We start from the raw sequence: 24525 nt of genomic DNA, 5'->3' as shown, positions 1-24525 counted from the left end.
TTTACTCGGCATTGACTTTTCATAAATATGGTTATATTGTATAATACAATATGCGTTTTAAATGCACAACAGCTTATCTTGAGTGGCCACGTGGAGGAAATGGAAAAATTGGCTGATATTGTGCTTCAACAAGCTACTTCATTGCTCGACAAAGTGAAAGTCTATGAAGTCAAGATTCAAGCCTATACAGCACAAAACCAACCGTTAGAAGCGATAGATACGGCACTTTCAGTATTAAAGTTGTTGGGAATTCGCTTTCCAAAAACAACAACAAAATTAAATATTTTTTTTGAACTGGTGAAGACTAAGTTAAGTTTAGCAGGAAAGCGAGTTGAGGACTTGATCGACCTACCATTGATGACTAATCCTTATAAGCTAGCAGCGATGCGTATCCTGTCAAGTGTAGTTTCTGCTGCCCATTTTGCTTCACCTGAATTGCTACCGTTAATGGCCTTTAAACAGGTTAAGTTATCAATTAAATATGGGAATACTTCTGTTTCTTCTTGTGCCTATGCTACTTACGGACTAATTCTGTCTGGGGAAACCGTAGGAGACATTGAGACTGGTTATAAATTTGGGCAACTTGCTATTTTGTTACTAGATAAATTTAATACTAAAGAACTCACACCCAGAACCATATTTATTGTTAATTACTTTGTCAAACATTGGAAAGAACATCTTAGGGAAACTTTAAACCCTTTGCAGAATGCTTACTCGATCGCTCTAGAAACTGGAGACTTAGAATATGCAGCTTATGCAGTTTGTGTATACTCCTACCATTCCTATGTATTGGGGAAGGAATTGGCAACAGTCGAGGCAGAGATGGCAATGTACAGTAATACCCTCAGCCAACTGAAGCAGGAAACATCCTATTACTACAACCAACTCACTCGACAGGTTGTATTGAACTTGATGGGCCGGGCTGAAGATGAATGCCGTTTAATCGGTGAAAGCTATGACGAAACAAAAATGTTGCCTCTGCATATAGAGGCGAATGCTCAAAATCTATGTCGTTCCCTCTATTTTTTTAAGTTAGTTCTATGCTATATTTTTCAAGACTATCAGCAAGCTATAGAAAATGCTAAATCCGCCGAAAAATATAGCGATAGCGCTGTAGGTACTATTCCTCTCTACCATTTCTACAATTCTTTACTTTATCTGGCTATTTATTCTGACGCACCAAAATCAGAGCAAAAACTCATCCTCCAGAAGGTTAAAGCCAACCAGAAAAAGATCAAGAAATGGGCTCATTTTGCTCCAATGACTCACCTCCATAAATTCTATCTAGTGGAGGCAGAGCGATATCGAGTTTTGGGTGAAAAGGCTAGGGCGATCGACTACTACGATCGCGCTATTGCCTTAGCCAAAGAACATGAGTACATCAACGAAGAGGCTTTGGCTAATGAACTGGCTGCCAAATTCTACATCGCTTGGGGAAAAGAGCAAGTTGCCCAAGCCTATATGACAAATTCTTACTACTGCTATTTACGTTGGGGCGCAAAAGCTAAAATGACTGATTTGGAACGACAGTATCCAGAACTTTTAAAGCGTTTTTCGACAGCCAATATGTCCATAAATTCGCGCAACAGCCTACCTACTACTTCTGGCAATACTTCAGGTGATCTCCTGGATTTGGCAGCCTTGATGAAAGCATCTGGGGCAATTGCCAGTGAAATTGAGTTGGATAAACTCCTCACGACTTTGATGAGAATCTTGCTGGAAAGCTGCGGCGCACAAACTGGCTATCTAATTTTAGAGTCTCAAGGACAACTGAAAGTCGAAGCGTCAGGTGAGGCTAACTCAGATCAAGTGATGGTGTTGCAATCTACTCCTATAGAAACTTGTCTGCCGGTGTCGATTATTCACTATGTTGAGAGGACTAAAAAAGGACTGATTGAAACCAATGTTGCCCGTGAAGGCAGATTTACCCAAGATGCTTATATCAAAACACACCAGCCCAAGTCTATCCTTTGCGCCCCTCTACTCAATCAAGGGCAATTAATTGGCATTGTTTACTTGGAAAATAATTTAGCAAATGGGGTTTTTACACCCGATCGCCTGGAAGTGATTCAATTGCTTTCGACTCAGACAGCGATCGCCCTTACCAATGCCAGACTCTACACTCAGCTACAATTGACGCAAAATCGCCAGAATAAATTCCTTAATGCCATTCCTTTTGGCATATCCGTTCACGACGCCAAAGGACAACTGGTTTTCGCCAATCCAGTTTCACAGCAGTTACTGAATATTCAAGATTTACCCAAAGCCGAAATCGAGCAACTCTCAAAAACCTATCACGTTTATCGGGCAGGCACAGGCCAGATGTATCCAGTGGAACAGCTACCCTTGGTGCGATCGCTTCGCGGTGAAAAAACATGGGCGGATGATTTGGAACTGCACTACAGTGAGCGAATCGTTCCCTTAGAAGTAACTAGCACGCCAATTTTTGATGAGATGGGTAATGTAGAATATGCGATCGCAGCTTTTCAAGATATTAGCGATCGCCAGCAAGCACAGATTACGCTCATTGAAAATGTCCGTTTAGAACAGGAAATTCGCGAGCGCAAAAAAACAGAAGAGGCTCTGCAGCAGAGCGAGGCACGCTACCTTGGTATTCTGGAAGACCAGACAGAACTGATTGCCCGCTATCTGCCAGATGGTACCGTTACCTTTGTCAATGAAGGCTTCTGTCGATTTTTTGGACTGACAAGGGAACAACTCATCGGGCATCATTACGAACCTGTCGTGTTTGAGGAAGACCGCGAATATGTAACCCGAGTCGTCAATTCCATTAGCAAAGACAATCCCGTTGTCACAATTGAAAATCGGGTGATTGTTAGCTCCGAAGTGCGTTGGACGCAGTGGGTTAACCGAGGGATATTTGATGATTCCGGTTGCCTTGTTGAATTACAGGCCGTAGGACGAGATATCAGCGCGCGCAAAAAAGCCGAAGCAGAACTCGAACGGGCAAAAGAAGCAGCCATTGCCGCCAACCTCGCCAAAAGCACTTTCCTTGCCAATATGAGCCACGAATTGCGAACTCCCCTGAACGCCATTCTCGGTTTTTCTCAACTGATGAATGAGGATACAAATCTGTTAAATGAACAAAAAGAGAACCTTAACATCATTCAGCGCAGTGGAGAGCATTTATTATCTCTAATTAATCAGGTGCTTGACCTTTCCAAAGTTGAAGCTGGAGGCATGACGTTATCTGAAAATAATTTGAATATCAATCACTTTTTAGCTGAAATAGAGGATATGTTTGCGTTGAAAGCAAACGCTCACAGCTTACACTTACGATTTGAATGTGCGCCCGATGTTCCTAAATATATCTGCGCTGATGAAGTTAAGTTGCGGCAGGTGCTGATTAACTTTCTCAGTAATGCCGTTAAGTTTACCTCTTCGGGAAGCGTGTCTTTAGAAGTAAAAAATAAACAGGTAAAAGCCCAAAGTGAAGCCGAAACACAAACAACCAACCAACAAAAAACAACCATTACCTTTGAAGTAAAAGATACGGGAGTTGGTATTGCGGCAGAGGAACTGGAGAATCTATTCAAACCCTTCGTGCAAACAGCATCCGGTCAAAAAGTACAGCAAGGAACCGGATTAGGACTGACGATTAGCCGTCAATTTGTCCGCTTGATGGGAGGTGAAATAACAGTCATTAGTCACGGTAAAGCTTTCACCCCTGGAATGCCTCTCAAGGAATTTTTAGAAGACACAACGGGCACAACATTTAAATTTGACATTCCTGTGGGCATCGTTGATGCCAGCGCCATTCAAAATCAACCCCACAGTCGTCGCGTCGTTGCCCTAGCGCCTAACCAACCCCTATATCGCATCCTAGTAGTGGACGATCGAGATTACAATCGGCAACTGTTAGTTAAACTCCTCCAACCTGTTGGTTTTGAGGTGCAAGAAGCGAGTAACGGTATTGAAGCCCTTGAAATTTGGGATTCATACTCACCCCATCTGATCTGGATGGACATGAGAATGCCAGTTATGGATGGGTATGAAGCCACGAAACGCATTAAGGGCACCCTTAAAGGTCAAGCTACTGCTGTTATTGCTATTACTGCTAGCGTGTGGGAAGAAGAAAAGGCAGTTATTTTATCCGCTGGTTGTGATGATTTTGTGCGAAAACCGTTCCACACAGAAGCCATCTTTGACATCATGGCTAAACATTTGGGAGTCGGTTATATTTATCAGGATAAAGAGCTAGCGTCTTCTCCTTCTAATGTGACTGGAGAACCGTTAAATTTCACTAATTTATTAGCAGCGAGGTCAAAAGAATGGATTGTAAAATTGCATGAAGCAGCTATTGACGCGGATTCGGAATTAGTGTCTCAACTCCTTAAGGAGGTTCCTGAATTTCACCCTTTCGAGCTTCAGACTCTCAGGGGTTGGGTGACGAAGTTTCAGTTTGAGAAGATTCTTGATTTAACTGAACCCTTGGTGGGTGAATCTTGATATTTTTAGGAATTACACAGGGGTGGTCAAAAACCGGGTTTTTTTACGAGAAGACGCCTTACAGCCCGTAGATGCGCTAAAAAACCCGGTTTCTAGCCGTGGGAGTGCCTAAGTCCCGTTTATCTCATATGTTGCACCATTCTCCAGAACAGGCAAGATGCCTGTTCCACAAAAAGTGCATTTTCTTGTGGGGTGGGCATCCTGCCCGCCCATAGAAGGGTTATTGAGAATGGTGCAATATTTCAGGTTTATGCTATTTGATCCTAGCACGCGGTTGGTTCTGTTCAATCATTGACTTTAATGCCGACTGTTTTAAGTCTGTAAGATCGCGGATGGTAATTGAGCAACCGTCTCCCAATCTCACAGCAGTGAAATAATAGCATTTACCAAGGTAGTCACTTTCTAGATGAACCTCTCCTTCAAGCGATTCTCCAGTCTCAACAACTTCTACTAATAAATCAAACAATCCGGGACTCAACTGATTAAGCAGTTTTTTCAGAACGGGTTCGCCCGCGAGTTCTGTTCGTTTTTTACCTAAGAGTCTGGCAAAAACAGGGTTAACTACCAAGCAGCGAAAATCTTCAATTTCTCCAGCAATATTCGCCCTCACCGCCTCCACTGCGGCTATTCCATCCAGAGATGAGTTTAGCAAATTTGCCAACAGGGCGCGAGATTGGTAGGCAATTTCAGCGGTTTGCTGGTGTCGAGCGAGTGCTTCTTTAAGCTGGCGTTTTTGGTGCTGAATAGTGACCTGAGTTTCGAGGCGAACTAGCACTTCTTCCGGCTGAAAAGGTTTAGAGATGTAGTCAACTCCCCCTACCTTAAAAGCTTTGAGTTTATCAAAAACTTGGTCAAGAGCGCTTAAGAAAATAATCGGAATTTCTGAGGTTTTTTCATCCGATTTAAGGGCTTCGCAGACTTGATAGCCGTCCATGTCGGGCATTTTAATATCCAGCAATATAGCATCGGGGGGATAATGGCGAACCGTCCTCAAGGCCATCAAACCATTGGTGACGCCGCGAACTTTGTACCCCTCCTTAGCGATAATTTCTGTTAGAAAACGCAGATTTTCTGGGAGGTCATCAACAATTAAAATGTTGCCTTTGCAAGTTCCTAATTCATTGATGTCACTTTCTCCGGTCGCAGCGAGCTTGATAAGTTCGCCTTTTGTATCGACGATCGCACTTGTGGTGCTTTGCTTCTCTAGCAGAGACCGGAAGTTATTTTTAGTAACTTTTTCTCCCATTACGTCTGAAAGCCGCTGCCACAGGATGGCAGCTAAATCTTTGATATGTCCTATGCTCAGGTACAAGCTGTCAGCAAGTACACTATAAGTTGCATTTTCCCAAGCAGCTTTTAAGATTTCTTTTTCCAGCAAACTTAACGTTTTACTGGTCTTAGACTCTAAGGCTGCTTCGATAAATTCTAGGGCTTCTTCAAAAGTCATGTACTAATCAATCTCATCGGGTAAGGTTTTTAAGTTTTGCACCCTAGCTTTGAGTTATGCACCGTAGTAAGTCGGTGGAGCAATTTCTAATAGATATTATGACAGACTTATTGACAATTACGATCCGGGCGATCGCCCCCGATCCTTATTTCACCTTGTCGAAACCCGAAAAAGGAGCTCGCGGCCGCCTAATTCTTTGTGAGGGCGATCGGCTTAAACCCTTAAATTGCAAGGCTTTTAAGTTGCTTGTCACCCCGTCAGCACCGTGCCCAAACCCTAGGGGGGTGAAAACCCCGCCGGAAACCCAGACAGGGCTGATATTTGACCGACTTTTGTTAAAAAAAGATAGGTCAGATGAAAGTTACACTCGACCTATCAGAATATATGTTACCTAAATTCTATCAGACTCACTTCCAAAGACAACTAACTCGCTCTCAGTTTTTAGTTCTAGAAATAGTGCTTAACCTCTTATCGTCAGAAAAACAAGTGAGATTAGAGCGACTTGCCCGCGTATTTCCCTACCCTATTACCACCGAAAGTCGTCGTCGCAAGCTACAAAGATTTCTGGACTTACCCCAGCTCACCTTAACCTGTCTGTGGTTTCCCCTGATTACCTATTGGTTGACAACATACTGCCAACCCGGACAGAAGTTATCGATCGCCATCGACCGCAGTCAATGGGGAGCTATTAATCTGTTTATGGTCAGTCTGATTTGGGAACGAAGAGCAATTCCTTTATCTTGGTCGCTGTTACCAAAACGAGGCAGCAGTAATGTCAAGGAACAAATAATAGCTATTTCAGCTATTCTGCCATTATTTAAAGATTACAAAATCCTTGTGCTGGGGAATAGAGACTTTTGTTCAGTAGAACTCGCAAACTGTTTGAGGGAGAAGGATGTATATTTTTGCTTGCGACTCAAACAGAATCAGTGTATAGAAACCGAAAAATTGATTTTGCTACGGTTAGATGAGTTAGGTATCACACCGGGAACCTCTCTGTACTTTCAAGGAATAAAAGTTAGAAAAACCAAGCCAATAGCAGGATTTGATGTCGTCGGCAAATCGAAAAGGAATTATCAAGGATGGACTGTGGATGAAGCGTGGTTTATTCTAACTAACCTAGGTACTTTACCGCAATCGATGGCGGCCTACAAGCAAAGAATGGGAATTGAAGAAATGTTTCGTGATTGTAAAGCTGGGGGCTACAACGCGCGAAGGTACAGGGTTAACAGCAGACCGACTAATTAAGATGATTTTATTGATGACAATTTCCTAGAGTTGTGACCTTATTGAAGGCACTATCGTCAAAAAAAAGCATTTACAAAAGTATGCTTATCGGGCCAAATAACCCCAAAGAACTTATCGCCGACGTAGTACATTCGGCAGTGGGAATGATAGCCAACAGTGGATGAATTATCTCGAAAAATATACTGAACCCGTCGAAGAGTTAATGAAGTTAACTCGTAATAAGCGTCACTTTTATCAACGTGGTCTCAGAGCTGCAACCTTGCTTCGGCAACGTTCCTAGCTATATTTGTCACCCCCCAGGCACGGTGCGGTGTCCCTACTGAAAAAAACCCACCGACAAAACTGTCAGCGGTGAGTTGTGGTTGAGGTCAGACTCTAGAATATTGAAATTAACAGAGGTGATGAGTAAGATCGCGCGCTTGAAGAGAAATGTATCGAAATAGAAACGCGATCGCAAATTTATTTGTTCTACCCTCTGATAACTCCCCACCTCCAGATTGTTTCCCACTACGCTTCAACTATCAGAGTAATGTTGTCAAGTCTCACGACGCGAACAACTTCACCGGGTTGCAAAGTTATTTCTCGAACGCATTTGGCAGGCCACCAACTGCTTTGAAATCGCACACTGCCGGACTGATTCGGTTTAATTTCTTCTTCAACGATCGCTCTTTCCAAATGGCTGACAGTCATGATTACTTTCTCCTGATTATATATTTGCCTTAACTTTCAGAATTGATCGCAAACGACGCTGCAACGATCAAAGTAATATTTTCAATTCCCACAACGCGAACCACCTCACCTGGTTCAAAAGTCATGTCTCGATCGCACTTCGCCGGCCACCAACTGTTTTGGAAACGAACCCGGCCGCATTCTTGAGGGCGGATTTGTTCATCTACGATCGCTGTTTCAACATCGTTAATAGACATCGCTGCTTGCTCCAGAATATAAACTCGACTCGATCGGTGTGTCAGTTAGAAGCTTGTCTGTCAACTTCCCCTCCACACTCAACAGTATCCCCGGCCAACCTCGGCCTTGTCAGTCGGTAAAAGTCTATACAAGTCCACTGTTTGAGGGTGTAAGCGAGTCGGAAAAAGTCTGTTAAAGTTGTCTCAGATGGGTAACGCTAAACCTGGTGACTAAATGGAAGCAGATCGTGCACTGGATTTTACCAACTCGTTACTTGTGGCTCGAAACCTGAAAACTCTCGATAACCTTGACAGCGCGATATTTCGCGAAGCATGGATGGGAGTGCAAGGCAGGACGTACCAACAGGTTGCAGATAGTGAAGGATATGGAGTAGGAACTGTTAAAGATGCCGCGTCTAATTTGTGGAAGCGGCTTTCAGCGCTGTTTGGAGAAGGCGAAAAAGTCAAAAGAGACAACCTTCAAGCGGTTGTAGAACGGTATTGGCGCAGCTACTCGAAACTAGAGCCGCAGTCGGGACAAACTGTTCCGGCCCAAGTATCTCTCGGACTTGATGCGGATTTGGAAATCGAAAACCCGAACTTTTTGGGCAGATTCGGGGCGATCGAAGATCTCAATACTCTTGTCGCCCAAGGTGCAAAAGTGATTGTCATCCAAAGTGCCGGCGGTATCGGCAAAACAACTTTGGCCAGACAGTATCTCAAATCTCAAGGGTTCGATCGAACCATTGAACTGTTGATGGCAAAAGAGACAGAGAATATCACAGCATTGGAAAGCGCGATCGAAGAATGGCTCAAGCAAGACTTTCAGGAAGAACCCGGGCCAGACTTTGGCGTCACCCTGGGGCGGCTGAAGCGACAGCTTCAGACTCACAAAGTCGGCGTATTGATTGACAATTTGGAAGCCGCACTCGACGGACAAGGTAAGTTTATTGAACCGCACCGGCTTTACGTGGAACTGTTGCGAGTTTTGGCTGACGCAGCGGTGCAGTCGGTAACGCTGATTACCAGTCGCGATCGACTGTGCGATTCCGATGTCACCGTCGAACACTACTTGCTTCCTGGATTGGAAGTTGAAGTTTGGCGGCAGTTTTTTAGCTGCCGCAACATCAATATAGATGATGTCGCCCTCAAGGAAATGCACAAAGTTTACGGTGGCAATGCCAAAGCAATGGGCATTATTTGCGGCACGATTCGAGAAGATTTTGACGGAGATATGGCGGCTTACTGGCTGGAAAACAGCGAAGATCCGCTCCTTGAAACTGACTTAAAAAATTTAGTTACCAGTCAATTTAACCGCCTGCAAGAACTCGATGCCGAAGCCTATCAACTCCTCTGTCGCTTGGGCTGTTACCGCTATCAAGATGTGCCGACAGTCCCTACTGACGGACTTTTGTGTTTGCTGTGGGACGTACCCGAAGCCGGACGCCGACAAATCATTAAATCGCTGTTGCACCGATCGCTAGTCGAGTCTCAGAAGGGCGAATATTGGCTGCATCCAGCAATTCGGGAAGAAGCGGTCGATCGGCTCTCGCCCGGAGACTGGGAGACTGCAAACCGCAAAGCCGCCGAGTTCTGGACAGAGAGTGTTGAAAATATTGAAACGGTAGAAGATGCGCTGAAAGCTTTTGAAGCTTACTATCATTATGTGGCAATTAGCTGTTTCGACCAGGCCGCGAGCGTCATCCTCAAAAAAATCAATATCCAGTTTGCCAAAGATTACAAGCTCGGTAGAGCGCTCTACAAATTAGGTTTCTTGCAGCCAATAATTTCAGCAACTACTCGCATCATCAACAATGTGACTTCTGATTATTATTTGAGCGGTTTATATAGTATTTTAGGTATTTGTCACCGGATCTTAGGGGAAATCAATCAAGCGATAGAATGCCATCAAATATCAGAAATAAAAGCCACTAAATCTTTGCAAATTCTAGCGAAAAGCAGCGAACCGGAAAACGGCAAACAAGCTAATCTGGAATTCTGGAAAGTTAACGCTGCAATTAATATAGGTTTTTGTCAAATAGAAATGGGCGAATTAGAATCAGCTATGGAGATATTTGTCAAGCTGAAAAATTCGCGGGACGAAATCGGGATTAATAGCTATTCGATCAATGTCGGGTTAGCTTTCCTCAACTCCTGTGTCGGAGCCAAAAAAGAGGCGGAAGAGCTCGCCGAAAAACTTTATGCCGATCGGGAAAACAGTCATTTGGTGGGTACGGGATACAAGTTAGTTTTTCTCGCCGCCACCTATCAAAACCTGGGAGAGACAGACAAAGCTTTGAGTTTGTACCGCCAAGCGATCGCCCAAGCCGACCAAAACCAGTACAGCACCATCAAAGCCAAAGCTCTCAGCGGTATAGCAGCGCTGTACCGAGAACAGGGAGAATTTGACCAAGCCCTGCAGCACCATGCAGAAGCAATAGAAATACTCGATCGAGCTAGCGCCAAATTAGACGGAGCCGAAGCTTGCTATCAACTAGCACTGACAGAACAAAAACTTGGTAACATCGAGAAAAGTCAAGAAAATTTTGACCGCGCCCTTCAACTGTTCAGCGAAATGGACGCCAGCAAACAAGTAGAAAAAGTACAGTTAGCTGCAACAAAAAAAACAGAAAAAATACCTAATTAATCCAGCAAAACATCAGAAAATAGATACAATAAACGAAAGAACAACCATAAACTTTGTAGATATGAAACTAAAACGATTGGGACACGTAGCCGTCTGCGTGCAAGACATAGAGAAGTCTGCGGAATTCTACCGCAACTTGGGTATGGAGTTAGTCTGGAAAGATGCAGACTGGGCTTATTTGAAAGCAGGAGAGGACGGATTGGCGCTGTTGAGTCCGAGTTACGACCAAGCAGGGCCGCATTTTGGGTTTGTATTTGACGATCGTACCGAAATGGAATCCGCCTACGAACAACTCAAAGCCGATGGTGTTTCCGTCACCCACATCCACGAACACCGCGACGGTACTGCATCTTTTTACGGCAGAGATCCAGATGGTAACGGTTTTGAATACCTTTACGAACCAGCCTGACGATTCTCGGACTTGCGGATCAAAACCCAAGAAACCGGGTTTTTAGCGGTTTCTGCGATTTGCAGTGCGTCTTATCGACAAAAACCCGGTTTCTGACCACGTGCGCGAACTAAATTAAGTAAGCGCCCAGAAAAAAATAGAATACCCAGATACCCGGTTGGGCGTTCCTTCTTCCGTTCCCGGAACATCCCTACAACTCCCCGAATAATCTGAGGTACTCACACCGAGGCTTCTCAAGTAAGGTGCAGGCTATGAATCCCAAATATATCCACAACTTCCGAAAATCGGCTCGATAATCTAAAATCTAAAATCTAAAATCTAAAATCCTCATGTTGCAGAGAATACAAGTCAGAAACCGCTGGAAATCAATTTTCAAACCCTGGGAAGAAGCAGACCCTTGGCTGTTTGGCGCTTGCATCGCCCTCACCATCTTCGGGGGAGTCATGATCCGCAGCGTCGAAATCAACCAGGGGCTGATCGACTGGTGGCGACACTGGGTAACTGGGGCAGTCGGTTTGTTCCTCGCCATCATCATTTCCCGCTGTCGCTACCAAATACTGCTTGAGTGGAAATGGCCGATTTATATATTAATCAATTTGTCCCTGATCGCAGTGCGCTTTATCGGTACTACAGGGCTCGGTGCCCAGCGGTGGATCAACATCGGCGGCTTTTACCTGCAACCGTCAGAATTTGCCAAAGTAGGCATGATTGTCACTTTAGCAGCTCTCCTGCACGAGAAGAGTGTCCCCACAGTCCGGGATATGTTGAGGATGCTGGCGATTATGGCTGTACCCTGGGGATTGATCTTTGCCGAACCAAATTTAGGTACTTCCTTAGTCTTCGGCGCGATCACAATGGGGATGTTTTACTGGGGAAATGTCAATCCCGGCTGGCTAATATTGCTATTCTCTCCTCTCATCTCTGTTCTCTTCAATAACCTGTCTACACCGATTTGGATAGCCTGGGTAGTTGTTGCGGGTATTATCGCTTGGCGAACCCTGCCTTGGCCCTGGTTGGGGACTTTCGGTGCTGTGTTGGTGAACGTTGTTTCTGGACACCTCGGACATCTTTTTTGGAATGTGCTCAAGGATTATCAAAAAATGCGCCTGACAGGGTTTTTAAACCCCGAGAAAGACCCTTTAGGCAGCGGATATCACTTGATTCAATCTCGGATTGCTATTGGCGCTGGGGAACTGAAGGGCCGGGGTTTGTTTCAGGGAACCCAAACTCAGCTTAACTTTATTCCCGAACAGCATACGGACTTTATCTTTTCAGCTATTGGCGAAGAATTGGGTTTTATTGGCTGTATTGGCGTGTTGTTGGTGTTCTGGATAATTTGTTTCCGGTTGGTGACGATCGCTCAAACTGCTAACGATAATTTTGGTTCTTTGCTGGCGATCGGCGTACTGTCAATGTTGATTTTTCAGGTGTTCGTGAATATTGGGATGAACATTGGCTTGGCGCCGGTTACGGGTATTCCGCTGCCTTTCCTAAGTTACGGGAATGCGTCGCTGCTGAGTAATTTTCTTGGCCTGGGGCTGGTGGAGGCGGTAGCAAGCCAGCGACAGCGCAAGAAGCGTTGGAATTAGGTCATTGGCAATTGGTAATTGGTAATTGCTTCTGGGAATGCGATCGCCCTTTTGATTTCTTTCGAGAAATTCTGCGGGCGATCGCATTTTTTGTCGACCTAGGCGCATCTAAATTTTACGCTTCCTGACCCGAGCCTTCATGACTGTCAAGTTTGATAAAATTCTTGTGGGCTGCGCGCGAAAACCCGCCCAAAAATAAAATTTATAGATTCAACAGCTTAAGTATATCAACTTAATTAAACCACTGTTGAGGCAAACAATAAATGATTTCATGCGCTATGGGTAAACCACTCATTGTGCAGTTGACCCCCTACGAATGACGTTTTTAATGCCTGAAACCATTGCTATTATTACATCTTTTTTCTTCTTCCTTATTCCTTCCTCCTGCTTCCTTCTTCTTCCATCCGTTACATCAGTTACATCCGCTACAGAATCCGTTGCCGAACTTCCTTCGCCTCTGATTACTCGTTCATATTCTTGTACGTAGCAACTGCTGAAGGCGAACTCCGGTTTAAATAACGGAAGATCCAATACTTAAATACCGTATCCAAGATCACTGGAAACGTTGCAATGAACAAAAATATGAACTGCCTATTTTCTGGCAGTCCCAAATGCCTCGATAAACCTTCGAGAATTACTTCCCAACCGTGAGGCGAGTGAAATCCGACAAACACATCTGTAAACAAAATAATTACGAAAGCTTTCGCACTGTCGCTGAGACCGTAAATCACATCGTCCATGAAAGACTTTAAAATCTCAATCTCTTTCTTGTTAGTGACGATAATCGCAGCAAAGGCAATCAAGGAAATCAAATCGGCAAAAATATTTTTAATAGCTCCCCCACTTTCAGCGCGGTATTCCTCCGCTAGTTCAACTGCTTTTTCGGCAATCTTATTTTCCGTTTCCTCTAAAGAAAGCGAGGGAGCCGTGCCTATTAACCTTTCAAATTTGAGGCGCTGCTCAAATCTCTCCAGTTCTTGGAATGCTTCTTCTTCCAGGTTAACATTTATGAAAACTGGAGCATTTTCTTGACCTCTAAAATGATCAACGATCGGGCCGACTAGAAAGTTTTTGGAAATTTGATTTGCCAACAGCGGAACCAAAATCAAAAGCAAAATAAATCTGAGAGAAATAATTGTTTTGACTTTGGAATTGCGAAAATTTTTGACCACTTCTTTTTCAGCTCCAGGGTCTAAATCTTTAGTGATGCGATTCAAAGTCCCCAAAAGCGATCGCGGTAATAAATTGACTTCTTCATAGTTAGTGTCAACCTCACCCTCGTGAATTTGAACAGAATTAGCTGAACCTTTATTTTTTGAGTCAGGTGGAGAACTGCTATTTGTAGATTTTGCCTGCACATTTAGTGAACTGACAACCGGAACAATTGCCGTTGATCTACTATGATTAATATACTTGTCGATGACTCCATCAATAAACTCTAGCTTCTCAAATATAAGGGATTCTCTATCTTTATTGTTGAGATGTAATCCGTGCTGGTGATAATCAGCGCTGTGCCCCGTTTTGGGTTTAGCCCCCACTCGCTCCGGCAGTTCCAAAAAAGAACGGCTAGCATTAAACTCAACCATTCGGGTTTGGATGACCTTGAGGTATTTTTCCAGTTCGGATTTAAAGTAAGACAGGGTGCTTTGTCCGTAATCTCCCGATCGCTCAGAGATTCCTTGGCCGCCAAAATGCTCGTCTTCGATCGCCTTAATTGCTAACGCAGCATCGTAGGCCTGTTCTAGAGCCCTCTCAGGGGTTTCTCGATACCATTGGTGAAGGCTGTAGAGATATTTTACAATCCTGTTCCAGGGAGAAGTATTCATAGCTAAAGCTGGTTAGTTGGCTGTAGACATTAGTGATTAAAGTATTCACGGTATGGTAACAAATTTACATAAATTGAGAACGGTCACCGAAGATTCAATTTGGATTGTCGGATCTGCCCGCAGCGGCAAAACCACTCGCTTAGTCGAGCAGTTCTGCATTTGGAGCAAAACTGTCAAGCCTCTGCCTGCAACAGTTTCAGGGCGTTCGAGTTCCGGGCGGCAGCGGGCTGGACAAACTGCCCCAGCAATTTTAGTCTTAGCAGCTAACGGAGACAACCGGCTAGAATTAGCCGATCGCATCGCCGTCGCTACCCAAGGAAAATATACCTTTCACTCCACCACACCCTTCGGTTTTTTTGAGCAGGAGGTATTGTTATTTTGGCCCCTGCTAGTTCAGTCGCTGGATTTGAGGGCTCAATTTCCCTTGCGACTGCAACCTGAAACAGAACTGGAACTTGCCGCGAGACTCTGGCGTCGCGAATTAGACGAAGGGATTTTGCAAAAAACAGGGGTAAGTCCAAACCGAATGGTGCGTCGAACACTAGACTTATTACAACTTGCTGCTGTCAGCGGTACACCGAGAGAAGAGATTCCTAGCATTCTGCAACAGGGATTTGCTGGTGACGGCGGCTCGATCAACCTGTGGACTAGCATGGGAGAGTTGCTGGAAAGGTGGCGGGAATGGTGCTTGACACGGGGGCTCCTGACTTACGGGATTGTTTGCGAACTCTACTGGCGCTATTTGTTGCCGGATGTTAGTTACCAGAACCATTTGGCCTCTAGATACCAAGCTGTGATCGCAGACGATGTTGACGATTATCCGGCGATCAGCGGTCATTTGTTCGATCGAATGCTCGACCAAGGTGCAGCGGGGGCGTTCTCCTACAATCCAGATGGAGGAGTGCGTTTGGGCTTGGGGGCTGACACGGAATACCTAGCCAGACTCGAAGACCGCTGTCAAAGCGTGGAAAATTTGGACGCACAAGCCGGTTTAGCCCCAGAGATTGGAGATTTAGCGGTAAGTTTAGCAGTTAATTCAGAGGGTTTTTATCCTTTAGGCTTGAGTTTGCCCGGATCGGTTCGATCGCTCCAAACCACTTCCCGGGCTCAACTGCTGCGAGAAACCGCCGAAATCATCGTGGATGCGGTAAAGTCACAAGCCGTGGAACCGCAGGAAATCGCTGTAATTGCCCCTGGGATGGATGCGATCGCCCGTTACAGTTTAGCGGAAATTCTCGCGCGAGATGGTATCGCTGCCGTATCTCTCAACGATCAGCGCCCCCTCTCGACTACCCCAGAGATTCGAGCTTTACTCACTTTGTTAGCCTTAGTTTATCCGGGACTCGGCCGTTTAGTCGATCGAGACGGCGCAGCCGAAATGCTGGTAGTGTTGGGCAGCCAGAAACACCGTTCATTGGAAGCAGAAGATTCTAACTCGACTTTCAATTTAACATCTCAAATTCACCATCAAAAATCGATCGACCAAGTGAGAGCAGGTTTAATCGCCGATCACTGTTTTTGTCCAAATCTCGATCAACCTCAATTGCTGCCAATTACAGCCTTTCCTCGGTGGGACAGACTGGGACACCGAGCAGCCAGGGCCTACGAGCACATTGTCGAGTGGATCGAACAACAGCGGTCGCAACAGCAGGAGCGGCTGTTGCCGAGTCCAATTGCCCTACTCGATCGAGCCATCCAGAAATTTCTCATGAACGACAGATACCTGCCCTACGATCGGCTAGCAGCCCTGCGCGAGTTAATGGAAACCGCCACCCACTACTGGGAAATCAACGGGCGAATGCAGCGCGTAGAACCAACCAACGGTGGCGACTCAGAAACGATCGCGCGGTTCATCCAGTTGTTGCGCCAAGGAACCGTCACCGCCAACCCCTTTCCAGTCCGTCCAGAAGGCCCAGCAGCTAGAGCCGTCACCCTCGCCAACATCTTCCAATACCGCAGCAGCCGCCGCGCCCACAAATGGCATTTTTGGCTGGATGCCGGCTCGCCCCTGTGGCTGAGTGGCGGTGCGGCGACGTTGTTTGGCGCTCCCTTATTTTTGCGATCGCAACTGGGGCGTCCCTGGGAAACCGAAGAGGAAACAGCCGCCGACCAACAGCGACTGCGGCGAATTCTGCTAGATTTGTTAAGTCGCTGTTCCCTGCTTTACCTGTGCCACAGCGAACTATCCGTCAGTGGACAAGAACAAACCGGGCCGCTTCTGCCCCTAATTAACAGCTCTGTTTCTTGTCAGCAGTCAGCATAAGGCATTCGCTTCTGCAGGCAAGAGGCACATCTGTATTCAGCATTCGACATTCGGGAAGAAAAAATTATGACGGCGAAGATTTTTATTTTTTCGGATTCTGGATAAATACACTGGGCTGACTCCAAGCGCGACTTCTAGGTTCTATCGAAATGGCGCGATATTAAAGTATACCCAACCTAGGCATCAAAACGTGCAATCATTAATATTTTGGGATCAAAAGATGCCCAGCTTAAAAAATATCTATAGCAGTTGCAGTTTTGATTTAGTATGTTAGAAATGATGGGGTTATTAATCAATTTTAAGCCGGATTTGTGGCAACAAACTGATACTAATCAGTTCTTAAAGTTAATCGGGATCGTCGTTTAAAGGAGCCAAAATAATGCCAAGTGCAGTGCCATTAGTAATTATACCAGAACCTACACCAACACCAGAACCAGAACCAGAGACGCCAACACCAGAGACGCCGACACCAGAGACGCCGACACCAGAGACGCCAACTCCGACTCCAACACCAACACCAACACCCCCTCCCTCCGGGGACGACACCTTTGGCGGCATAGACGACACATTGGGCGGAGGCCAAGGTACGTCGCCCGCAATCATCGGCGGCGTAGTCCGCGGCACAGAAAGCAACGACTCTTTAGCTGGCAGTCCCGGCCCCGACGTGATTTCCGGGCTGCAAGGCAACGACACCTTGCAAGGAGTCGGAGGCGACGATTTACTATTTGGCAACGACGATGACGACGTGCTGTTCGGCAATGAGGGCAACGACGTTCTTGATGGCGGTTCAGGATTGGATACCCTGTACGGAGGCAAAGACAACGACTCCCTCGACGGGGGAAATAACCCCGACCTGTTGTATGGCAATGACGGCAACGACACGGTAATCGGAGGCGAAGGCAGAGACACGGCTTACGGCGGCAAAGGCAGCGACAGCTTGCGTGGCGGTTCTGGCGACGATAGCTTTTTGGGCGATCGAGGTGACGACATTCTGTGGGGCGACCAAGGCAACGACTCGCTCTTCGGTGGCGACGGCGAAGACTTGCTATTTGGCAACGAAGGAGGTGACTGGCTCTACGGAAACGCCGGCGGGGACACAATTTTTGCCGGCGACGGCGATGACATAGTATTCGGCGGTGAGGGCGACGACATCGTGGACGCCGGTGCTGGCAACGACGTTATTTGGGGCGAAGCAGGCAAAGATGTAGTGGCAGGAGGCGAAGGGAGAGATGTCTTCGTCATCGGTGCATTCAGTTCCCCCAGCGGCAGCAGCGACGGCACTAACGCGGCATTTATCACCACAGGCGGCCCCGATCTCGCCGATGCCGACATTTTCACAGACTTTCGCCAAGGCGAAGATTTAATCGGGTTAAGCGGCGACCTCAAGTTTGAAGATTTAGTAATCTTCCAAAGCACCGAGACCAAAGCCGGCAGTACGATTATTCGCAACGGCGTCAGCGGCGACTTTTTAGCAGTATTGCCCGGAGTAGACAGCAGAACCCTAGGGCGAAGCTCATTTGTAATTGCACCCACAGTTCCCGGCAGCGCAACTCCGCTTCCTCTGCCGACGCCGACAACCAGTCCGACACCGACAACCAGTCCGACACCGACAGGAAGTCCGACGCCGACAACCAGTCCGACCCCAGACGAGCCGGTGCCGACTTTCCCGACACCGACTTTCCCGACGCCGACAAGCAGTCCGACGCCGACAGGAAGTCCGACGCCGACACCGACGTTCCCGACGCCCATCTTTAACCAACCTCCAAGAGCAGTTAACGACAACTTCACCACGGTTGCGGGTCAAGAACTCAGTTTCAACGTTCTGTTGAACGACACTGACCAGGAACAAAGCGCTCTGACTGTCACGACTTTTGCTCCAGCAAGCAAAGGGAGTCTGGTTCCCGTGGGCGGCGGCGTATTCAAATACACCCCGAATCCGGGCTTCTCGGGTACAGACAGCTTTAGCTACTCGATCTCAGACGGCAGCGGCGGCACAAGTAAGGCGGTAGTAACCATCAACGTCAGTAGCCCGCCGCAGCTAATAATTAACGACGGTGTGGTGGTTGCCAAAAGTAATCCTACCCAGACAATCACTGCAGCCGATTTGTTAGTCACAGATCCGGATAACACGCCGTCGGAAATCGTTTACACGATTACCAAAGCCCCCGACGCTACCAGAGGTTTTGTCCAAAGGGGCACCACCTTTCTCAACGTCGGCGGCAAATTCAGCCAAGACGATATCAACAACAACATCGTCAAATACAACTTGCTGGCAGGAGGTGGCAGCGACAGTTTCACGTTTACAGCCTCCGACGGATCTGCAACTATCGGGCCGGCATCCTTCAGCATCACGGTGGTAGATAATATTGTCGATCGCAGCGCACTCCCGGCGAGCAGCTTTACAGGCAGCAACCTCAGCGACTTCATCCTCGGCGGGGCCGGTGACGATACCCTCTCTGGGGGCGATGGCAACGACATCATCGACGGCAGTGGCGGCAACGACCTCGAATTCGGTGAAGCAGGCAATGACTCGGTGGTGGGTGCGATCGGCAACGACACCATTGACGGCGGACTGGGCAACGATACTGTTGACGGCCAAGACGGCATAGACTCGCTGATCGGCGGACTGGGCAACGACCTGATGTTCGGCGGCAATGACAATGACAACATCCTGGGCGGTGACAACAATGACACCATTGACGGCGGAACAGGCAATGACTCGATATTGGGAGAATCCGGCGAGGACTCGATACTTGGTGGCGCCGGGATCGACACGTTACTTGGTGGCATTGGCGACGACTCCCTCGACGGCGGTGCAGGCGACGACATCCTCGACGGTGGACTGGGCAGAAACTTGCTCGACGGCGGTATCAATAATGATTCCATCTTGGGCGGCGACAACGATGACACGATTTTGGGTGGACAAGGCAACGACACGGGACTCGGAGGTTCGGGCAATGACTACGTGTTGGGCGAGGCCGGCAGCGACTCCCTCGACGGCCAAGCGGGCGACGACACTCTCGACGGCGGTGCCGGCAGCGACTGTCTCAGTGGCGCCTTCGGCAATGACTTGGTATTGGGCGGCGATGACAACGACTCGCTTTCCGGCGGTGCAGGCAATGACATTTTGGGTGGTGGCAACGGTTCAGACTTGCTCACGGGCGATGCTGGCAATGATTTCTTCTACTACGAAACTCCCAGCGAAGGCGTAGACGTGATTGCTGACTTTAACGCTAACGGCAGCGAGACCGACAGATTTTTGTTCAGGTCGTCAAATTTCGGAGGTTTAACCAACTCAGGAACTACTCTCGATTTCACCAGTTTTATCGTCAGGAATATCGGGTCTAGCGGCGACGACATCAGCAAGCAATCAGTCATTTTGTTTGAATCTAAATTTGATAACGCTCAAGCAATAAATGCAGTGTTGAAGAATCAAAAGGGTTCGAGCAAAACGGGAGCTTTCTTCGTGTACCTGAACAATACTTTTAACAAGTACGTTCTCGGCTTCGACCCGAATGTGGCAGATGACAGTCTCCCTGCTTTCGATTTGGCAGTGTTGAATTCTATTCCTACAGTGCCGGGAGCGCTCAGCACCGTCATTACTGCATCTGACTTTAAGTTTATTTAGTAGTTTTTGAGTAGCGTCGCAAGGAGTCGGAACAATGCCAAGTGCAGTACCACTAATTTTTCTCGAAGGGCGGCTACCCGATGAGAACGGGGATAGTTTGGATGGCGGCACGGTGCCGCAGCCTACGCCGTCGTCGGGGACCGAGCCGATGATGACCGGGACCGAGCCGATGATGACCGGGACCGAGCCGATGATGACCGGGACCGAGCCGATGATGGGGACGGGCCCGGACATTTCGATCACCCCGGTGCCGCGGCCACCTCTGACAGTTCCCACGCCTCCCCCAGAGCCACTTTTTGTCGATGGCTTAGTTGTCGCAAATGAGGGCAGTAACTATTTAATCGGCAGCTTGTTCAATGACACGATTGCCGGGGGAGCCGGGGACGACACGCTTCTGAGTCGAGACGGGGACGATCTACTCAGGGGCGAAGACGGTAACGATTCTCTCAACGGTGGCGCTGGTAAAGATATCGTTGAGGGAGGGCGCGGCAATGACACGGCGCGGGGCGGCAAAGGCGATGACTTGGTTTCTGGCGACGAGGGCGGTGACGTAGCTTTTGGCGACCAGGGCAACGATATTGTCTTGGGTGCTGAAGGCGACGACTCGCTGTACGGCGGTAAAGGCAATGACTGTCTGCGCGGTGGTGGGGAGGACGACCTGATTTTGGGTGACAAGGGCAGTGACACTGTTTTTGGCGACACGGGTAACGACTGCCTGATCGGCGGCGCTGGCAATGATATTTTGTTGGGCCAGGAGGGCGGGGATGTCATCACCGGCGGTGTTGGTAATGATACTGGTGACGGCGGCGAGGGTGATGACCTGATCTTCGGGGGCGACGGCAATGATTCTTTGTCTGGGGGGCCTGGGGATGATATTCTTTCGGGCGATCGCGGATCGGATACTCTGACAGGAGGGGACGGATCGGATATCTTTGTTCTCGGTAGGGTGGGCACGTCGGCTGGCAACGGGTTTCTCACTACTGGCGGCCGCGAAATCGGCGATGCTGATGTAATTAGAGATTTTAATGCGGGAGATTCGATCGGTCTGGCTGGAGGTTTGAACTTTACAGAGTTAGAAATTTTCCAGGGCCAAGGCTCGAATTCTAGCAACACGATTATTAGAGACAGGCGAACAGGGGAATTTTTGGCGGTGTTGATTGATGTTCGATCGAACTCGCTAGATGAATCTAGGTTCACTACAGCTCAAATACCGCGCGTAAACGACAATCCCTTCACCATTGAGGGGACAACAACGAGTCCCACAACCGGGACAACAACGAGTCCCACAACCGGGACAACAACGAGTCCCACAACCGGGACAACCACAAGCCCCACAACCGGGACAACCACAAGCCCCACAACCGGGACAACCACAAGCCCCACAACCGGGACAACCACAAGTCCCACAACCGGAACAACCACAAGTCCCACACCAGCAACCACAACTCCAACACCAGCAACCACAACTCCAACACCAGCAACCACAACTCCAACACCAGCAACCACAACTCCAACACCAGCGGGAACAACCACGAGTCCCACAACGGGGACAACCACGAGTCCCACAACAGGGACAACCACGAGTCCCACAACAGGCACGTTGCCGACACAGGTTCCGAGTCCGAGTCCGAGTCCGACTCCGACTGCCGGCGGGACAACTCCGAGTCCGAGTCCTTCGATCGTCCCGACTCCAACTGCTGCGCCCCCAACTCCTCCGCCTTTGGGCGGGGGGCCGACTCCGCCGAGTTTTACATCTCCGACTCCTAACCAGCCGCCCATCGTGGAAGCTGGCAAGACGGTGACTGGTTTGCAGAATTTGCCTTTGTCTCTGAGCATTTCGGCGCCCAGCGACCCGGAGGGCCAGCCACTGTCGATCGCGGTAGTCGGACTTCCCAATCCTACTTTTGGTCAGGTAATTACCGGTACAAACCCCGTCACCGTGAACCAAAAGTTAACCGTTCAGGATTTACTTGGACTGAAATTTCAACCTGGAACAAACGTGATCGGGCAAGCCGGTTCTTTCAGCTACAGCGTAGCTGACGACCAAGGCGGCACGGCAGCAGCCTCAGTCGCAATTAACATCAATTCTTTCGATACCTCCGTAACTGTTCCAACTCTCCTGCCGCCAATTGTTGTTGATGACGGCATCGTATTTACCAATACGAATAATTTGCTGCCCACTTTCATCGACGTACTGGCGAACGATTCCAGCCCGCAAAAAGGGACGCTCAGCATTATCAATGTCAGCACACCGCAACTCGGAATAGCTGTAAATCTTGTCTCTCAAGTGCAATTCATCCCCGGCAACGTAGCGGGTACAACTGCTTTCACCTACAGCGTCAGCGACGGATTCGGAACAATTCCCGGAAGAGGTACTATCACCGTTCAAATCTTGCCGGCTGATAGCGGGCCTAACAATTTAGTTGGGGGTTCTTTGCCGGACAATTTGAACGGTTTGGCGGGCAGTGATACTATTGACGGTCAAGGTGGCAACGATACGATTAACGGCGGTTTGGATAACGATGTGCTCGTAGGGGGCCTCGGCGCAGATACCATGACAGGGGGTGGCGGCAACAATCAATTCCGTTATACCAGCCCTGCACAAGGTGGGCCTGCTTTTGATGCGGCTTCTTCGGCGGCGATCGAGGCTGCGATCGCAGCGGGCGGATATGATGTGATTACTGATTTTAGCGGTCTCGGTGTGCCGATCGCCGATCAGTTTAATTTTGCCCCCGGATTCCCCAATCTCAGCAATGGCAGTCAAGTTCTGCTGAATGTGCAGACAACTGTTTCTGCCAATATTCTGGGAGGAAGTGCTTTCTTGTTTACCTATGATTCCGGCGGCAATACTTACATTATTTATGACGGCAATGGCAATAACCTCACTAGCGCTGATTCTCGCATTTTGGCGAAGTTAAATGGTGTAACTGGGGTTTCGGCTCTTTCGGAATTTGACTTGACATTTATCTAGGAAGATTAGAGGTTTGAAACCGCAGATAAACGCAGATAAACGCCGATTTTCTTGGCAGTTTATCTGCGTTAATTTGTGTTCATCTGCGGTGAAGAATTAAATCTGATTATCTTCAGAAAAAAGTCCCAACAAAGGGCCTAGAATAGCGCCGAAAACAAAGCCGCCAGCGTGTGCCCAGTAGGCAACTCCCCCGGATTCCATGCCGACACTTGCCGGGGCATTCAAGGAAGCCAGACCGCTCAATGCTTGCTGTGCAAACCAAAATCCTAGAAAGAAGAAAGCGGGGACTCTGACAGTGGTAATAAAAATTCCCAAGGGAAGCAGTGTCAGAACTTTGGCTTGGGGATATCTGAGAATGTAAGCTCCCATCACGCCTGCGATCGCGCCGCTAGCACCTAGGGACGGAATGGCAGATGCTGAGGAAAAAAACCACTGAGTTAGTGATGCTAAAACGCCGCATGTAAGGTAAAATATTATAAATTTGACGTGTCCTAAACGGTCTTCTACGTTATTGCCAAAAATCCACAAAAATAACATATTTCCGGCAATGTGGAGAAAGCCTGCGTGCAGGAATTGGGAGCTAATTAGTGTCGTCCATTCGGGAAATGGCGAAACTGGCAGAGCAACCTGACACATATTGCTTAACTGGCAAGGAACTACGGCCCAAGAGTAGAAAAATTGCGTTAATTGTCGATCGCCCAAACTGAGTTCGTACAAAAATACTAATATGTTTGCCGCAATCAGCCCGTAGGTGACATAGGGAGTGATAGTAATGGGATTTTCATCGCGTAAGGGAACCACAGCCTTTTTTTCCTCATCAAAATATTGGCAACACAGTAGCGCATTTATAGCCCATGTGTCTCCTGTCTAAAGGAAGAGGAAACAAGCCAATCGATTTTAGATTTTGGATTTTCGATTTTAGATTTAAAGAATTGAAGAATTGAAGAATTGACGAATTGAAGAAAGCGACCTCACGGATGTATCCGGGGGCTGGTTAATCGATTTTAGATTTTAGATTTTCGGTTTTAGATTTTCGGTTTTCGGTTTTATACCAATTCTCCAAAATTATGCTACAGTATTTAGTGCCGATAGAATATAATCCCATCCCGTGATAGATGCGAT

At 47.7% G+C, this 24525-nt stretch carries 14 protein-coding genes; 9 read left to right on the top strand and 5 right to left on the bottom strand.

Annotated elements, in window-relative coordinates:
- The first annotated feature begins 99 nt into the window (after positions 1 to 99).
- Entirely contained in the window at positions 100 to 4470 is a 4371-nt protein-coding gene (locus tag QUA10_RS26090) for a response regulator (RefSeq protein ID WP_333085390.1), read from the top strand.
- Between the two features lie 253 nt (positions 4471 to 4723).
- Here the strand turns inward: QUA10_RS26090 and QUA10_RS26085 are convergent, their stop codons facing one another.
- Positions 4724 to 5917, bottom strand: coding sequence for a response regulator (locus QUA10_RS26085; RefSeq protein WP_333085391.1), 1194 nt, complete (start codon positions 5915 to 5917; stop codon positions 4724 to 4726).
- 98 nt (positions 5918 to 6015) lie between these two features.
- On the opposite strand from QUA10_RS26085, the gene QUA10_RS26080 reads away from it, so the two are divergent.
- Positions 6016 to 6312: a hypothetical protein gene (locus tag QUA10_RS26080; RefSeq protein ID WP_333086419.1), complete on the top strand. Its 297-nt coding sequence runs from the start codon at positions 6016 to 6018 to the stop codon at positions 6310 to 6312.
- The gene (locus QUA10_RS26075; RefSeq protein WP_333085393.1) at positions 6272 to 7165 is read left to right on the top strand and encodes an IS4 family transposase; all 894 of its coding nucleotides are present in this window, start codon (positions 6272 to 6274) and stop codon (positions 7163 to 7165) included. The genes QUA10_RS26080 and QUA10_RS26075 overlap by 41 nt, the downstream gene beginning before the upstream one ends.
- A 507-nt stretch (positions 7166 to 7672) precedes the next feature.
- Here the strand turns inward: QUA10_RS26075 and QUA10_RS26070 are convergent.
- Both QUA10_RS26070 and QUA10_RS26065 read right to left on the bottom strand, forming a co-directional pair.
- The gene (locus QUA10_RS26070; RefSeq protein WP_333085395.1) at positions 7673 to 7855 is read right to left on the bottom strand and encodes an NfeD family protein; all 183 of its coding nucleotides are present in this window, start codon (positions 7853 to 7855) and stop codon (positions 7673 to 7675) included.
- Between the two features lie 29 nt (positions 7856 to 7884).
- Positions 7885 to 8091, bottom strand: a complete 207-nt coding sequence (locus tag QUA10_RS26065) for an NfeD family protein (protein WP_333036967.1) — start codon at positions 8089 to 8091, stop codon at positions 7885 to 7887.
- 214 nt (positions 8092 to 8305) lie between these two features.
- Here QUA10_RS26065 and QUA10_RS26060 point away from each other — a divergent pair, with 214 nt between their 5' ends.
- The 3 genes from QUA10_RS26060 (at position 8306) to rodA (ending at position 12715) form a co-directional block, all read left to right on the top strand.
- On the top strand, positions 8306 to 10717 hold the full coding sequence (locus QUA10_RS26060) for a tetratricopeptide repeat protein (RefSeq protein ID WP_333085396.1): 2412 nt from the start codon (positions 8306 to 8308) through the stop codon (positions 10715 to 10717).
- 61 nt (positions 10718 to 10778) lie between these two features.
- Positions 10779 to 11126: a VOC family protein gene (locus tag QUA10_RS26055; RefSeq protein ID WP_190661613.1), complete on the top strand. Its 348-nt coding sequence runs from the start codon at positions 10779 to 10781 to the stop codon at positions 11124 to 11126.
- A gap of 329 nt (positions 11127 to 11455) precedes the next feature.
- Positions 11456 to 12715 carry a rod shape-determining protein RodA gene (gene rodA, locus QUA10_RS26050; RefSeq protein ID WP_333085397.1) on the top strand — a complete coding sequence of 420 codons (1260 nt, stop codon included), beginning with the start codon at positions 11456 to 11458 and terminating at the stop codon, positions 12713 to 12715.
- Between the two features lie 461 nt (positions 12716 to 13176).
- Here the strand turns inward: rodA and QUA10_RS26045 are convergent, their stop codons facing one another.
- Positions 13177 to 14541, bottom strand: coding sequence for a proton extrusion protein PcxA (locus QUA10_RS26045; RefSeq protein ID WP_333085398.1), 1365 nt, complete (start codon positions 14539 to 14541; stop codon positions 13177 to 13179).
- A gap of 52 nt (positions 14542 to 14593) precedes the next feature.
- On the opposite strand from QUA10_RS26045, the gene QUA10_RS26040 reads away from it, so the two are divergent.
- The 3 genes from QUA10_RS26040 to QUA10_RS26030 all read left to right on the top strand — a co-directional run bounded on the left by QUA10_RS26040 (position 14594) and on the right by QUA10_RS26030 (position 23403).
- Complete coding sequence (locus tag QUA10_RS26040; RefSeq protein WP_333085399.1) at positions 14594 to 16804, top strand: recombinase family protein; 2211 nt, start codon at positions 14594 to 14596, stop codon at positions 16802 to 16804.
- Between the two features lie 379 nt (positions 16805 to 17183).
- Positions 17184 to 20432 (top strand): Ig-like domain-containing protein, encoded by a 3249-nt coding sequence (locus QUA10_RS26035; protein WP_333085400.1) that lies wholly within the window; start codon positions 17184 to 17186, stop codon positions 20430 to 20432.
- Positions 20433 to 20466: 34 nt separating this feature from the next.
- Positions 20467 to 23403, top strand: coding sequence for an Ig-like domain-containing protein (locus QUA10_RS26030; protein ID WP_333086418.1), 2937 nt, complete (start codon positions 20467 to 20469; stop codon positions 23401 to 23403).
- 96 nt (positions 23404 to 23499) lie between these two features.
- On the opposite strand, the gene QUA10_RS26025 is transcribed toward QUA10_RS26030, so the two are convergent.
- Entirely contained in the window at positions 23500 to 24204 is a 705-nt protein-coding gene (locus tag QUA10_RS26025) for a rhomboid family intramembrane serine protease (protein WP_333085402.1), read from the bottom strand.
- Positions 24205 to 24525: the final 321 nt, after the last annotated feature.

The sequence above is a fragment of the Microcoleus sp. Pol8_D6 genome (assembly GCF_036700965.1).
Lineage (GTDB): Bacteria > Cyanobacteriota > Cyanobacteriia > Cyanobacteriales > Microcoleaceae > Microcoleus.
This window is presented reverse-complemented; position numbering and strand designations above follow the sequence as displayed.

What these genes read in the sequence shown, in the direction of transcription:
- QUA10_RS26090 (WP_333085390.1), top strand. Translation starts at nt 100, where the DNA reads ATGGAAAAATTGGCTGATATTGTGCTTCAACAAGCTACTTCATTGCTC.
- QUA10_RS26085 (WP_333085391.1), bottom strand. Translation starts at nt 5,917, where the DNA reads ATGACTTTTGAAGAAGCCCTAGAATTTATCGAAGCAGCCTTAGAGTCT.
- QUA10_RS26080 (WP_333086419.1), top strand. Translation starts at nt 6,016, where the DNA reads ATGACAGACTTATTGACAATTACGATCCGGGCGATCGCCCCCGATCCT.
- QUA10_RS26075 (WP_333085393.1), top strand. Translation starts at nt 6,272, where the DNA reads ATGAAAGTTACACTCGACCTATCAGAATATATGTTACCTAAATTCTAT.
- QUA10_RS26070 (WP_333085395.1), bottom strand. Translation starts at nt 7,855, where the DNA reads ATGACTGTCAGCCATTTGGAAAGAGCGATCGTTGAAGAAGAAATTAAA.
- QUA10_RS26065 (WP_333036967.1), bottom strand. Translation starts at nt 8,091, where the DNA reads ATGTCTATTAACGATGTTGAAACAGCGATCGTAGATGAACAAATCCGC.
- QUA10_RS26060 (WP_333085396.1), top strand. Translation starts at nt 8,306, where the DNA reads ATGGAAGCAGATCGTGCACTGGATTTTACCAACTCGTTACTTGTGGCT.
- QUA10_RS26055 (WP_190661613.1), top strand. Translation starts at nt 10,779, where the DNA reads ATGAAACTAAAACGATTGGGACACGTAGCCGTCTGCGTGCAAGACATA.
- rodA (WP_333085397.1), top strand. Translation starts at nt 11,456, where the DNA reads ATGTTGCAGAGAATACAAGTCAGAAACCGCTGGAAATCAATTTTCAAA.
- QUA10_RS26045 (WP_333085398.1), bottom strand. Translation starts at nt 14,541, where the DNA reads ATGAATACTTCTCCCTGGAACAGGATTGTAAAATATCTCTACAGCCTT.
- QUA10_RS26040 (WP_333085399.1), top strand. Translation starts at nt 14,594, where the DNA reads ATGGTAACAAATTTACATAAATTGAGAACGGTCACCGAAGATTCAATT.
- QUA10_RS26035 (WP_333085400.1), top strand. Translation starts at nt 17,184, where the DNA reads ATGCCAAGTGCAGTGCCATTAGTAATTATACCAGAACCTACACCAACA.
- QUA10_RS26030 (WP_333086418.1), top strand. Translation starts at nt 20,467, where the DNA reads ATGCCAAGTGCAGTACCACTAATTTTTCTCGAAGGGCGGCTACCCGAT.